Origin of the sequence: Streptomyces luteogriseus, assembly GCF_014205055.1 — a bacterium.
In the GTDB taxonomy this organism is placed as follows: domain Bacteria; phylum Actinomycetota; class Actinomycetes; order Streptomycetales; family Streptomycetaceae; genus Streptomyces; species Streptomyces luteogriseus.
The window spans coordinates 4,154,784-4,168,121 of record NZ_JACHMS010000001.1 but is presented as its reverse complement, the minus strand read 5'-3'; the positions used below and the strand labels follow the sequence as shown (position 1 = coordinate 4,168,121).

At 74.0% G+C, this 13,338-nt stretch carries 10 protein-coding genes; 6 read left to right on the top strand and 4 right to left on the bottom strand.

Features of this window, described 5'->3' with window-relative positions; all coding sequences use genetic code 11:
* Nucleotides 1–333 precede the first annotated feature (333 nt).
* The 4 genes from BJ965_RS18220 to BJ965_RS18205 all read left to right on the top strand — a co-directional run bounded on the left by BJ965_RS18220 (nucleotide 334) and on the right by BJ965_RS18205 (nucleotide 5,604).
* Nucleotides 334–1,509: an NAD(P)/FAD-dependent oxidoreductase gene (locus tag BJ965_RS18220; RefSeq protein WP_184909634.1), complete on the top strand. Its 1,176-nt coding sequence runs from the start codon at nucleotides 334–336 to the stop codon at nucleotides 1,507–1,509.
* Nucleotides 1,510–1,618: 109 nt separating this feature from the next.
* On the top strand, nucleotides 1,619–2,956 hold the full coding sequence (locus tag BJ965_RS18215) for a hypothetical protein (protein ID WP_184909633.1): 1,338 nt from the start codon (nucleotides 1,619–1,621) through the stop codon (nucleotides 2,954–2,956).
* Nucleotides 2,957–3,076: 120 nt separating this feature from the next.
* The gene (locus BJ965_RS18210) at nucleotides 3,077–4,324 is read left to right on the top strand and encodes an AAA family ATPase (protein WP_184909632.1); all 1,248 of its coding nucleotides are present in this window, start codon (nucleotides 3,077–3,079) and stop codon (nucleotides 4,322–4,324) included.
* The gene (locus BJ965_RS18205; protein ID WP_184909631.1) at nucleotides 4,321–5,604 is read left to right on the top strand and encodes a vWA domain-containing protein; all 1,284 of its coding nucleotides are present in this window, start codon (nucleotides 4,321–4,323) and stop codon (nucleotides 5,602–5,604) included. The genes BJ965_RS18210 and BJ965_RS18205 overlap by 4 nt, the downstream gene beginning before the upstream one ends.
* A 165-nt stretch (nucleotides 5,605–5,769) precedes the next feature.
* On the opposite strand, the gene BJ965_RS18200 is transcribed toward BJ965_RS18205, so the two are convergent.
* Nucleotides 5,770–6,315 (bottom strand): hypothetical protein, encoded by a 546-nt coding sequence (locus BJ965_RS18200; RefSeq protein WP_184909630.1) that lies wholly within the window; start codon nucleotides 6,313–6,315, stop codon nucleotides 5,770–5,772.
* 119 nt (nucleotides 6,316–6,434) lie between these two features.
* Between BJ965_RS18200 and BJ965_RS18195 the strand changes: the two genes are divergently transcribed.
* Entirely contained in the window at nucleotides 6,435–7,817 is a 1,383-nt protein-coding gene (locus BJ965_RS18195; protein WP_184909629.1) for a BTAD domain-containing putative transcriptional regulator, read from the top strand.
* A gap of 109 nt (nucleotides 7,818–7,926) precedes the next feature.
* Here the strand turns inward: BJ965_RS18195 and pip are convergent, their stop codons facing one another.
* From pip to BJ965_RS18180, 3 genes are all read right to left on the bottom strand, one after another.
* Complete coding sequence (gene pip / locus BJ965_RS18190) at nucleotides 7,927–8,889, bottom strand: prolyl aminopeptidase (protein WP_184909628.1); 963 nt, start codon at nucleotides 8,887–8,889, stop codon at nucleotides 7,927–7,929.
* Between the two features lie 46 nt (nucleotides 8,890–8,935).
* The gene (locus BJ965_RS18185) at nucleotides 8,936–9,568 is read right to left on the bottom strand and encodes an ankyrin repeat domain-containing protein (RefSeq protein ID WP_221513906.1); all 633 of its coding nucleotides are present in this window, start codon (nucleotides 9,566–9,568) and stop codon (nucleotides 8,936–8,938) included.
* Nucleotides 9,569–9,846: 278 nt separating this feature from the next.
* On the bottom strand, nucleotides 9,847–10,833 hold the full coding sequence (locus tag BJ965_RS18180) for a LacI family DNA-binding transcriptional regulator (RefSeq protein ID WP_184917285.1): 987 nt from the start codon (nucleotides 10,831–10,833) through the stop codon (nucleotides 9,847–9,849).
* A gap of 324 nt (nucleotides 10,834–11,157) precedes the next feature.
* Here BJ965_RS18180 and BJ965_RS18175 point away from each other — a divergent pair, with 324 nt between their 5' ends.
* On the top strand, nucleotides 11,158–13,215 hold the full coding sequence (locus tag BJ965_RS18175; protein ID WP_184909627.1) for a glycoside hydrolase: 2,058 nt from the start codon (nucleotides 11,158–11,160) through the stop codon (nucleotides 13,213–13,215).
* Nucleotides 13,216–13,338: the final 123 nt, after the last annotated feature.

Below are 13,338 nucleotides of genomic sequence, written 5' to 3'. Positions count from 1 at the left end.
ACTGGAAGCGGGAGTGGGATCCGGGGTCGGTGCGGGTGCGGGTGCGGGTGCGGGTGCGGGTGCGGGAGCCGGAGCCGGAGTGGGAGCGTGAACCGGAGTCGGAGCCGGAGCGGCAGCGGGAGCCGGCGCCGGAGTGGGAGCCGGAGCGAGGCCGGAGCCGGACCGCGTCCGCGGGCCGCCGTCGGGCGCGGCCGGTCCTGGCGGTGGGCGTCGCCCACCGGCTCCGGCCGCACGCTCCGGTGGACGGACGGACACCGCCCGGTCCTCGACGCCGGGGACCGCCACGGCGCACGATGGCGTCACGACGCGCAGGACCCCGGAAGGGATGGCCCGTTGACCTCCTCCTCCGTCTTTCCCACCGTCCCCCGCACCGCCGACGTCGTGATCATCGGCGGTGGCGTGATGGGCACGTCCATCGCCTTCCACCTGGCCGAGGCCGGGGTGCGGAACATCGTCGTCGTGGAGCGCGGCGAGCTGGGCCGGGGGAGCTCCGGCAAACCGATCGGCGGCGTACGGGCCCACTTCTCCGACCCGCTCAACATCGAACTCGGCAGCCGGAGCCTGCGCGCCTTCCGGGACTTCCCCGAACGCCCCGGCGCCGACATCCGGCTCGACACCGTCGGCTACCTCTTCCTGCTCACCACCGGGCAGCAGGCCGCGGACTTCGAGGCCGGTGTCCGGCTGCAGAACTCCCTCGGCGTCCCCGGCCGCATGATCACTCCCGAGGAGGCCCGCCGCCTGTGTCCCTACGTGGCCACGGACGGACTGGTCGCCGCCGCCCACTCACCCGCCGACGGGCACGCCCGGCCCGGGCTCGTCGTCCAGGGCTATGCGCGGGCGGCGGCCCGGGCCGGGACCGTCCTCGCCACCGACACCACGGTCACCGGTTTCGACACCGCCGGCGACCGGATCACGGCCGTCCGCACCGACCGCGGACGCATCGACTGCGCCACCGTCGTCTGCGCCGCCGGCGCCTGGTCGGCCCACATCGGCGACCTGGCCGGCGTCCCCCTCCCCGTACGGCCCGTGCGCCGCCAACTGGTCTTCACCACCCCCCTCGCACCACCCGCCCCGCGCATCCCCTTCACCATCGACTTCTCCTCCTCGGCCTACTTCCACAACAGCGACGACGGCCTGCTGTTCGGCCTCGCCGACCCCGCCCAGCCCGACGGCTTCGACACCACCTGGACCCCCGAATGGCTGGAGCTGTTCCGCGAGGTCGTACGCCACCGCGCCCCCGCCCTCGCCGGCATGACCACGGCGGGCGGCTGGGCCGGACTCTACGAAGTCACCCCCGACCACAACGCGCTCATCGGCCGCTCCACCGAGGTCGTCAACTTCCTCTACGCCACCGGCTTCTCGGGCCACGGCTTCCTCCAGGCCCCGGCGGTCGGCGAGATCGTCCGCGACCTCTGCCTGGATCGCACGCCCTGCGTCGATGTCGGCCCGCTCGCCGCCGACCGCTTCCGCACCGGCGCCGGGACCCGGCCCGAGTCGCACATCGTGTGAGGCGCGAAATATACGGATGTGCGCGGGAGTCGGGGCCGTTAGCATCCGACGCGATGACGACTCACTCCCTGAACAGATGGGGGGACCCGTTCGCGCAAGGTGAGTGCTGATGCCCACCGACCTCGCGAACGGGGACTCCCCGCTTTCCTTCTGGCCGCGCGTGCGCGAGTTCGCCGTGCCGCCCTCCATGATCGAGACCGCGACCGCGCGCCGCCGTGCCGGTGACTGGACCGGCGCCTGCGCCGCCGCGCACATCGACGTCGACCTCCAACCCCGCCTGGTGGCACGGCGATACGGCCGGGACTTCGCCGCCCGGCTGCGGTCCGACCTCCGCCACCTCGCCCCCGACCTGCTGCGCTGGCACATGCCGAGGATCGCCCCCGACGGGCTGCTGCGGCCCGGCCTGACCATCTCCCTCGCCCGGTACGGCACCCCGGGCGACAGAGCACCGCATCTGGTGGTGCGGACGCCGCCGGCCTGGGCGGGCGCCGGCCAGCGGATCAGCCTCGCCCTGTGGGACCCGTCCCGCGCCGTGGAGGCCGACCGGCGCCACCCGCACCCCCGCCCCAGCCGGCGCTTCCGGTTCGACCTGCACCCCCACCTGTGGGACGCGCGCCGGGCCGGCGAGCTGCGGGCGCGGTCCGGCGACGGCGGTCCGGACCCGGATCACGGCGGGTTGCTGCCACCCGGGCACCGGTGTGCCGTGGACCGGTGGGAGGCCGAGGCGAAACTCCTGCTGCGGGCCGAGGGACGGCCCGGCGGCAGGGTCTGCGTACGGCTCGGGGCCCGGCACCGGATGGTCCTGGACGTGCCCGGCGACGGCCGCGGCGCCGCGCTGTCGTACGCGCCTTCCCGCGGTCCCTCGCTTCCCGTGCTGCCCGACGCGGCGACCTGGGTGCTGCCCGACCTGGAACTGCTCCGGGCCGGGGCGATCGACGCCGGGCGCCTGCATCCGCTGGTCGCCTCGGCGCTGGGCCCCGAGTGGACCGGCACCGACGGGGCGCCGGAACGGGCGGACGACCCACGGGTGGTGGAGTGCCGGGGCGCCCGGCACCGGATCGGCCTGGTCGACGGCGTCCTGGCCGCCCTCGACCACGATCCGGCCGAGGTCCGCCGGGAGGAACTGCTCGCCGCCTTCGGCGGGCCGCCGCTGCCCTGCCTGCGGGCCGTCGACGAGGCACACCGCCGGCCCGACTGCCTCCCCGGCGTCCGCGAACGCCTCCACCACGGCGACATCGCCGGTGCGCTCACCGCCGTCGAGAGCCTGCTCGGCCCCGAGGCGGTGCTGCGCGACGGCCCGCTGCGGGACGCGCTGGAGACGGCGGCGCGCCGCCGCATCGCCCACGGGCTGTTCCGCGCGGGCCTGGAAGGCCCCGCGCCCGGCAGCCTGCGCCCCTGGGACCGCCGCCGCTCCCGGGGCGACGGGCCGCACCCACGCCACATGTGACCCGACTCGGCCCGACCGGGCCGACTGCCCCGCCCTCACCCCTTCTTCGCCCACCCCTTCTTCGCCCGCCCCCTCTTCGTCCCACCGAGACGGCTCACCACCGGCAACAGGTGATCACACATGCGCACTCACACCTCGTCCCTGCCCGACACCGTCACCCAGCTCGACGTGGCCGGCGATCTGCTGGCCCTGCTGCGGGACACCACCACCGAACCGCGGCCCGACAACCAACTGGAGGCCCTCACCCTGGCCGTGGCCGCCGACCTGCCGGTGCTGCTGTGGGGTGAGCCCGGCATCGGCAAGACCGCGGCCCTGACCCAGCTCGCCTCGGCCCTCGACCTGCCGCTGACCACGGTGATCGCGAGCGTGCACGAGCCGTCCGACTTCTCGGGGCTGCCCATCGTCGGCGACGACCCCGCCGAGCAGGGCGTGCCGATGGCCCCGCCGGACTGGGCCGTACGCCTGGTGCGGGCCGGGCGGGGACTGCTGTTCCTCGACGAACTCTCCACCGCGCCGCCCGCCGTGCAGGCCGCCCTGCTCCGGCTCGTGCTGGAGCGGCGGATCGGCGCGCTGCGCCTGCCGCCGGGCGTGCGGATCGTGGCCGCCGCCAACCCGCGCTCCTCGGCCGCGGACGGCTGGGAACTGAGCCCGCCCCTCGCCAACCGTTTCGTCCACCTCCAGTGGACGCACGACACCGACGTCGTCGTCCGCGGCCTCGGCGGGGTGTGGCCCCGGGCGACCCTGCCCCGGCTCGACCCGGAGAAGCTGCCGGAGGCCGTGGACTTCGCCCGCCGTGCCGTGTGCGGGCTGCTCGGCGCCCGCCCCGCCCTCGCACACCGGCTGCCCAGCGGCGAGGTGCGCCGGGGCGGGCCCTGGCCGTCCCCGCGCAGCTGGGAGATGACGCTGCACCTGATCGCCTTCGCGACCGCGGCCGGCTCCTCCCGTGACGTCCTCTCCCTGCTGGTGCGGGGCACGGTCGGGGACGGGCCCGGTCTCGAACTGCTGGCGTGCCTGGACCGGATGGACCTCCCGGACCCCGAGACACTGCTGGCCGACCCGGCCGCTGCCGTGCTGCCCGAGCGGGGAGACCTGCGGCAGGCGGCGCTGGACGGTGTCGTGGCAGCGGTCCGCAACCGCCCGGAGCGGAGCCGCTGGGACGCGGCCTGGGCGCTCCTGGTCAAGGCCCTGGAGACCGGCCCCCCGGATGTGGTGGTCGTCCCCGCGACCACTCTCGCCGCCCTGCGCCGCGACGACTGGGACGTCCCCGCGTCGATCGAACGTCTGGCAGGAGTGGTGACGCTCTCCCGGCGCGCGGACCGCACCACGGCGGCGGTCGCCGCCGCGGCTGCTGCGAAGGCGGGCCGATGACGGACGCCTCCGAGACAGCCGCCCCCGACACCGCCTCCGCCCCCGAGATTGCCCCCCAAACCCTCGACCGGGACAAGCTCTTCACCGCCCGGCTCCATGCCGCCCGCGTCCGCCCCTACCTCGCGACGGCCCTCTTCGCCCTGCACGTCGTCGCGTCACGGCGCGTGCCCACGATGGGCGTCGACCGGTACTGGCGCTGCTACGTGTCGCCCGGGTTCGTCGACCGCACGCCCGTCGAGGAACTCGCGGGCGTGTGGGTGCACGAGGTGTCGCACCTGCTGCGCGACCACCACGGGCGCAGCGACCGGGTCGCGAAGGAACGGGGCCTGCACGGCCCGGGGGAGCGGTTGCGGATGAACATCGCCGCCGACTTCGAGATCAACGACGACGTCTACGGCGACGGCCTGGCCCGCCCTGCGGGAGTCGTTGAGCCGGGCGATCTCGGCCTGTCCGAGAACGAGTTGATGGAGGAGTATCTCCGGCAGTTCACCCTGGGCCCGCGGTCACAGGACCTGGCCTGGCTGGACTGCGGCAGCGGCGCCGACGGCCTGGACCGGGAGTGGGAGCTGGGCCCGGACGGCGCGCACGGCCTGAGCGAGCGGGAGCGGGACGCGGTCCGCTTCCGGGTCGCGCAGGGCATCACGGGCCGCCCCGGGCACGCCCCGCAGGGCTGGCGGCGCTGGGCCGAGGAGGCCTTCCACCCGCCCCAGCCCTGGCGGCAGCTGCTGGGCGCGGCGGTCCGCTCGGCGGCGTCCGCCCCCGGCGCCGGCGAGGACTACACCTACGGCCGGCCCGCCCGGCGGTCCATCGCGCTGCCCGGCACGGTCCTGCCGAGCCTGCGCCGCCGCCCGCCCCGCGTGTCCGTCGTCATCGACACCTCCGGCTCGGTCAGCGACGCCGAACTGGGCAGCGCGCTCCTGGAGGTCGCCGCGATCGCCCGGGCCGTGGGCGGCCGCCGTGACCTGGTCACCGTCGTCCCCTGCGACGCCTCGGCCGGGACCGCCCGCCGCCTGTGCCGTGCCGAGGGCATCCCGCTCACGGGCGGCGGCGGCACGGACCTGCGCGCCGGCTTCACCCGCGCCCTGCGCACCCGCCCGGCCCCCGACGTCATCGTCGCCCTCACCGACGGCCAGACCCCCTGGCCGGGCACGAGACCACCCTGCCGCACGGTGGTGGGCCTGTTCCCCCGCCACTACGAGAACCACGCCTTCGACGAGTCCGACCCCGAGTACGTCCCGGACTCACCCCCGGAGTGGGCCAGGGTGGTGGACATCGGCTGAACGGGCCGTCAGCTCGGCCTCAGCACGACCGCCTGGCCGCCCGCCGGGGCCATCGCCACGCCGAGGGTGTCGTCGCGGGTGACGGTCCGGGTGCCGACCACGACCGGGGTCCGGTACGGTGCTGGATCTCGTCCGCGCAGGTCGTGGTGGTCCGAGCCGAACGAATCAGTCGATGCGGGCGCACAGGTCCTCGGTCGTCCCGTGGACGAGGCGCACGTCCTTGAACCCGTCCGCGCCGATGTCCATCGTGAAGACGCCGTCGACGACGTACAGACCGCGCGGCAGACTGCCCCGGCCCTCCCCGACGCCGACCAGCACCGGCCCGCGTACCGCCCAGAGCTGCGAGCCGTCGCGCCGGTGGTCGACGACGGCCGAGCCGCTCACGTCGGCGTCGTGGGAAGCGCCGGTCGCGGTGTTCGTGACGCGTACGACGAGATCCCCCCGGTACGCAACCCGCCGCACGGAACCGTCCGGGTGGGTGCTCAGCACCCGCTGCTCCACCTCGTCGACGACGGGTTCGCCGTGGACGGGGAAGTCGCACCGCACGCCGGCGCCGACGTCCCACGGCGCGGAGGGCGCCGGCTCCCAGCGGGGCGCGGTAGGCCCGGCCGTGGCGGAAGCGGACTCCCAGCCGGGCGCGTGTGCGGCGGCGGGCTGCGTGCCGAGGAGCACGGCCCCAAGTGCCAGCGGGGCGAGGAGGGTTCGGCGCATGGTTCTCCCTGGGTGGAAGGGCGGAAGGCAGGTGCGCCGAAGTCTTTCCGCCGCTTCTGACCAAAGCCTCACCACGCCCGGCCGGGGAGACGGCCGCACGGCTACGCTGCCGGGCAGTCATGGATTTCCAGCTGCTCGGTCCGTTCACCGCCCGTCACGAGGGGCGGCCCGTGCTGCACGGCAGCCGCCGTCAGGAGCGGTGCCTGCTGGCGGTCCTGCTGCTGCACGCGGGCCACGCCGTCCCGACCGGCCGCCTCATCGACCTCCTGTGGGACGACGCCCCGCCCGCCTCGGCCCGCGCCACCGTCCACACCTACGTCGGCCGGCTCCGCGCCGCGCTCCGGCCCTACGAGGTGTGCGTCGAGACCCGGCACGACGGCTACGCCGTGGAACGCGGCCCGCACCGGATCGACGCGCAGGAGTTCACCGGGCTCGTCGGGCAGGCGGCGGACGCACGCGATCCGGTGGAGCGGATCGGCCACTACGACCGTGCCCTCGCGCTCTGGCGCGGCCCGCTGCTCGCGGACGTCGCCGACGACCGGCTGCGTGCACGCCTGGGCGGCCGGCTCGGCGAACTGCGGCTCTCGGCGGTGGAACAACGGGCCCGGGCCCAGCTCGACATGGGTCTGCACGAGCCGGTCATCGCGGACCTGACGCCGCTGCTCCAGGAGCACGCCACTCGCGAACGGCTCGTCGCCGCGCAGATGACCGCCCTGCACCGCACGGGCCGCCGGGCCGAAGCGCTCCGGTTGTACGGCCGTACGCGCGCGATCCTCGCGGACGAACTCGGAATCGAGCCGGGACGTGAACTGCACGCCCTGCACGAGCGGATGCTGAGCGGCGACCCCCGGCTGGACCGGCCGCCCGGGCCCGTCCACGCGGTGCGGGTCGACGACCAGTGGCTGCCGTGGACCACGAGTGGGCACCCCGCGCTGGAGTTCTGCAACACCTACGCCGGGTGGGGCGGGGAGCGGTTGCCCGGGTCGGAGTGGCTGCCCGGCTACGCCACGCTCGCCGTCTGGGCCGGGCACATGGACCTGATCGAGGAGCGGCAGACCGACCGGCTGCGGAAACTGGCCCTGCACCGGCCGGACGAGGCCGCCGCCGCTCTCGACGAGGCCCGGCGGTTCCGTGCGGACCTGTACGCCTGCCTGACCGACCCGCAGGACGGCCGGGCCTTCAAGGCGGTCGCCGGGGTGGTGGAGGAGGCCGCGCGAGGCTCGGTCCTCACCCGGCGTGAGGACGGCCTGGCCTGCTGGCGGCCGTCCCCCTCGGCAGGCCTGCGGCTGCCCCTCCACGCGGTGGCCCGCCCGGTGGGCGAACTGCTCGCCGATCCACGCCGCTTCACCGTCCGTGGCTGCCCCGGCCGCGACTGCGGCTGGCTGTTCCTCGACGAGAGCGGGCGGCGGAGGTGGTGCAGCTTGGGGACGTGCGGGGCGGGGAGATCCTCGGACGGCGGTGACGGCGGACCGCGACCGGCCCCCAACCCGCTGCGTCTCTAGCCCACTTCACCGCCACGCCGCTTCACTTGCCGAGCCGCCTCACTCCCATGCCACTTCACTCCCATGCCACTTCACTTCCACGTCCCGTCGCCCCCCAGTCCCTAGCCCGTCACGCCCCCCGGAACCGGTCCGTGGCAGCCAGTACCGCCGCCGTCGTGGAGGCCCCCGACAGCCCGTGCCCCTCGTCGCCGATCAGCACGAGTTCCGCGTCCGGCCACGCCTGGGCCAGCCGCCACGCGACGTCCACCGGTCCGCTGATGTCCATCCGGCCGTGGATCATCACGCCCGGAATGCCGGCCAGCCTCCCGGCGTCGCGCAGTAGCGCCCCGTCGTCCAGGAAGGCGGCGTGCCGCCAGTAGTGCGTGACGAGGCGGGCGAAGCGCATCCGGAAGAGCGGGTCGTCGTAGCGGGGGTCGGGCCGGTGCCCGGGCTGGGTGGAGACGTGGACGTCCTCCCACCGGCACCACTCCCGCGCCGCCCGCTCCCGTACGGCCGGATCGGGGTCGGCGAGCATCCGCGCATAGGCGTCCACCAGGCTCCCGTCGCGCTCGGACTCCGGTACGGCGTCCCGGAACCGGGCCCACTCCGCGGGGAAGATCCGCCCCATGTCCCGGGTGACCCACTCCACCTCGCGCCGCGTGGTGTTGGTGACGCTGAACAGGACCAGCTCGGACACGGAGCCGGGGTACTGCTCGGCGTAGGCCAGCGCGAGGGTCACGCCCCAGGAGCCGCCGAGGACCAGCCACTCCTCGATGCCGAGGTGCCGCCGCAACCGCTCGATGTCGGCAATCAGGTGCTGCGTGGTGTTGGTGGCGAGCGAGGTCCGCGGATCGGCGGCGTCGGGCGTGCTCCGCCCGCACCCTCGCTGGTCGAGGAGCACGACGCGGTACGCCGCCGGATCGAACAGCCGGCGCCAGAACGGGCCCGCTCCGGCCCCCGGGCCGCCGTGCAGCACGAGGGCGGGTTTGCCGACGGGATTGCCGCAGGTCTCCCAGTACACGCGGTTGCCGTCGCCGACGTCGAGCATGCCGTGCGCGTACGGCTCGACACCGGCGGGATAGAGCTCGGCCATATGGGGGTCCTCTCCGAAGCGGCGGTGACGCGGAGCGGGTGCGCGGCTACTTGATCGCGGTCCAGCCGGTCGGGGTCACCCTGTAGTGGTCTCCGTCGTCGGCGTCCATCCGCGAACTCGCGTGCACATGCACGTAGTCCCGCTCCAGGTGGTACCGGAAGCCGCCCATCATGCCGACCACCGTGAAGACGACCCTCACGGCGGGGCCCTCCGTGAGGGGTGCGAGCGGGGGCAGCAGGTGCTCGATCTCCTCGAAGCACCGGCCGGTCGACTCCCGCATCAGCGTGTGTACCTGGTGCTCCAGGGCGTCCGGCGGGGAAGGCAGAGGCCGTACCGTGACCGGTTCGAGGAGGTCCAGCAGGTGGGTGTGCCCCTGTTCCCTCGCGATGTCGACGGGGCGTCGGCCGTCCCGGGCGCGCTGGGTGCGCCAGGCGCCGTGCGCGATCAGCCGGGACACCACGGCGAAGTCCGCGCCGTGCCAGGCCGCCTGGTGCAGCGGGGAGAATCCGCTGCGGTTCCCCGGCCGGGGCAGGTTGACCCACTCCGGCCGCTCCCCCAGCACCTCGAAGAGACGGTTCCAGGCGGCGTCCCGGGCCAGGTCCGAGAACTCGTCCCGCTGGTCCAGGTACCACTGGTTGAAGCGATCGCGGTCGGTGAGGCCGTCCCATTGCAGCAGCATGATCACCCGGTCACGCTAACCGACCCGGTCCGCGCGGCCAGGAGTCCGGAGGCCCCCCGGGGCTCCACCGGAGTACCCACCTTTTCGGGAGGGCGCCGGAGGATGAAGCCGAGCTCGGCCTCCGGGGCAGGCGTGGTCCGGTGGTCCGGGCGGTCCCTGTGGCCCGGGCAGTCTCTGCGGTCCGGGCCGTCCCACGGTCCGGGCGATCCGGGCGGCCCTGGCCGTGCCTGCGGCCCTGGCTGTCCCCGCGGTCCGGATTCCCCCGCGACCCGCGTCCCTCACCCCCGCCTGCGCGCCGTACTCGCCCGCCGCACCAGCCGCGTCGGCACCAGCGTCGTCCCGTGTTCCGCCCCGTCCTCCCGCATCTTGCTGAGCACCCCCTCCACGCACAGCCGCCCCACCTCCGCGAAGTCCTGGTGGATCGTCGTGAGGGGCGGGAGGAAGGACGCCGACTCCGGGATGTCGTCGAAGCCGATGACGCTGACGTCGTCGGGGACGCGGCGGCCGCGTTCGTGCAGGGCGCGGAGCAGGCCGAGGGCCATCTGGTCGTTTGCCGTGAAGACCGCGGTGCAATCCGGCTCGTCGGCGAGGAGCAGGCCCGCCCGGTAGCCGGATTCGGCCGACCAGTCGCCGCGGACCAGGGGCGGCGTCACCCGGCCCGCGGCTCTCAGGGTGTCGTGCCAGGCGTTGGCCCGGCGCTGGGCGGCGAAGGAGCCCTCCGGCCCGGCCAGGTGCCACACCGTGTCGTGGCCGAGGTCCAGCAGGTGCCGTACGGCGTCACGGGCGCCGCCCGCCTGGTCGGTGTCGACGACGGTGTAGCGGTCGCCGGCGTCGGAGTCGGCCACCACGACCTGCACGCCGGGCGGCAGGGAGACCGTCGCCGCGTCGAGCAGGTGGATCTCCATGATGACGATGACGGCGTCCACGGCGAGCTCGCCCAGCCGGGAGAAAGCGCCGTTCACCTCGTCCTGGGTGGGGATGGCCACAGGCAGCAGGGTGACGGCGTAGCCGTGCTCGGCGGCGGACGTGGCGATGGCCTCCAGGGTGCGGATGTTGCCCATGGTGGACAGGGAGAAGGTGATCACGCCGAGGGTGCGGAACTCGCCCCGGCGCAGCGCCCGCGCCGCGCTGTTGGGGCGGTAACCCAGCTCCCGCATGGCGGCCAGGACCTGCGCACGGGTGTCCTCGGTGACGCCTGGGAAGCCGTTCGAGACGCGGGAGACGGTCTGGGACGAGACCCCGGCGAGCTGCGCGACGTCCGCCATGGACGCGCCCTGGCGGGGCCGTGCCGCACGCCTTCTCGTACGGCTCGCGCCCCCCGGCTGGCTCTCGCCGTTCATGGTGCCCACCTGCCCCTCGCTCCCCTCGCCGCGCACCTGGCGCAATTTTCGGTCCGGAACGAGTCCTTGACCCCTGAGATTCGGACAGTGTAGACATCCCGCCAGTGGATGTTTACGTAAACATTGCCTAGCCGAAATCGTACGAGAAGGCGCCGAATCCGCACCAGTCGCACCACGTAGGCCCCGATCTCCGCGTCCGTCGGGAGCCCTCGTCACCGCGCGGCACGCAGAAGAGCTGGAGTACTCGAGATGGCACACCGCACCCACAAGAGAAGGCTCCTCGGGGCCATCGGCGTCACCTTGGCGACCGGAACCGTCCTCGCCACCGCCGCCCTGCCCGCCGCGCACGCCGGGACGGACGCCGCCGAGGCCGCCGCGGCAGGCGTCACCGTCCGGCCCGACCCGTCCTACTCGGGTGACAGGTTCGAGGGCTGGGGCACGAGCCTGGTCTGGTTCGCCAACGCCACCGGCGACTACCCGCCCGCGGTCCGCGAGAAGCTCTACAAGCTCCTCTTCGGCGACGACGGTCTGAACCTGAACATCGCCCGCTACAACATCGGCGGCGGCAACGCCCCCGACGTCAAGGACTACCTGCGGGCCGGCGGCGCGGTCGAGGGCTGGTGGAAGGCCCCGGCGGGCACCACCCGCGAGGACGTCGACTGGTGGGACGCGGACGACCCGGCGGACTGGAACCGACACGCCGACAAGACGCAGCGCTGGTGGGTCGACCGCATCAAGAAGGACATCACCCACTGGGAGACCTTCAGCAACTCCCCGCCCTGGTTCATGACCGAGAGCGGCTACGTCTCCGGCAACTTCGACGCGGGCAAGGACCAGCTGAAGCCCGAGTCGGTCGACGACTTCGCCAAGTACCTGGTGGGGGCGACCGAGCGCCTGGAGAAGGCGCACGGCATCAAGGTCGACACGCTGGACCCGTTCAACGAGCCGAACACGAACTACTGGGGCACCAAGCTCGGTCCGGACGGTGAGCCGGTCGGCGGCCGCCAGGAGGGCGCCCACATCGGCCCCGAGCTCCAGCAGAAGGTGATCCGCGCGCTGGCCCCCGTCCTGGAGAAGTCCCGTTCGGGCGCGGAGATATCCGCGATGGACGAGACCAACCCCGGCACGTTCGCCACCAACTGGAACTCCTACCCCCAGGAGGTCCGCGACCTCGTCGGCCAGATGAACGTCCACACCTACGGCACCGGCCAGCGCACCACCGTCCGCGACCTGGCCAAGGCCGCCGACAAGCCGCTGTGGATGAGCGAGGTCGAGGGCGACTGGGGCGACGGCCAGAGCTTCACGGACATGCGGCCCGGCCTGGGCCTCGCCCAGCGCATGGTGGACGACCTGCGCGAACTGGAGCCCAAGGCCTGGGTGTTCTGGCAGCCGGTCGAGGACTACGACAACATGAAGCCGGGCGGCGAGTCCGCCAAGGGCGGCAACTGGGGCGAGATCCAGCTCCCGTTCAGCTGCACCTCGAAGGACACCCTGAAGTCCTGCCCGATCTACACGAACACGAAGTTCGACACCGCGCGCAACTTCACGCACTTCATCAAGCCCGGCGACCGGCTGATCAAGACGGACGACACGTCCAGCACCGCGGCGGTCTCCCGCAAGGGCGACGCGGCGACCGTCGTCCACGTCAACAGCGCCACCGAGGCGCGCGAGGTCACGCTCGACCTGTCGAAGTTCGGCCGGGTCTCCTCCCGTGCCACGGTCACCCCGGTGGTGACCAGTGCCGACGGCAAGCTGGAGAAGCAGAAGCCCGTCCGCGTCACCGGCAAGCGGGCCACGCTCGCGGTGCCCGCCCAGTCGGTGACGTCCTTCCTGGTCAAGGGCGTCTCGGGGGTCGCGAAGGACGCGGCGGAACTGCGCAAGGGCCACACCTACCGCCTGACCGGCGTCCAGAGCGGCAAGGACCTCACCCTCGCCGGCAACGGCACGGGCCTGGTCATCAAGACCCCGAACACGACCGACCCCAGCGGGCAGCAGTGGCGGGTGGAGCAGATCCGCGGCGAGGACAACCGCAAGCGCTACGTCCTCACCGAGACCGGCGCGGACAAGCGCCTGGCCATCCGTGACGGCGCCCTGGTCGCCGAACCCGACGAGGGCCGCCGCGACGACGCCGCGCGGTGGATCGCGTCCTCGACCGGCGACGGCACGTGGACGCTCGTGAACGCGGCGACCGGTCAACTCCCGGACGTCGGCGGCCAGTCCACCAACGACGGCGCCTCCGTGGGCGTCTGGCAGCCGAACTCGGGATCCAACCAGCGCTGGAGGATCACGGACGTGACGGGCGGCTGACCGGCGTCCCCGGTCTGGCCCCTCGTTTCGCCGGCCTCGCCGCAGCCCAGGACGGCTCCCTGCTCCTGTCGTCGAACGGGGAGGCACGGTGCTGCGGCCGGTGCCGAACGCGTAGGCCCCGGG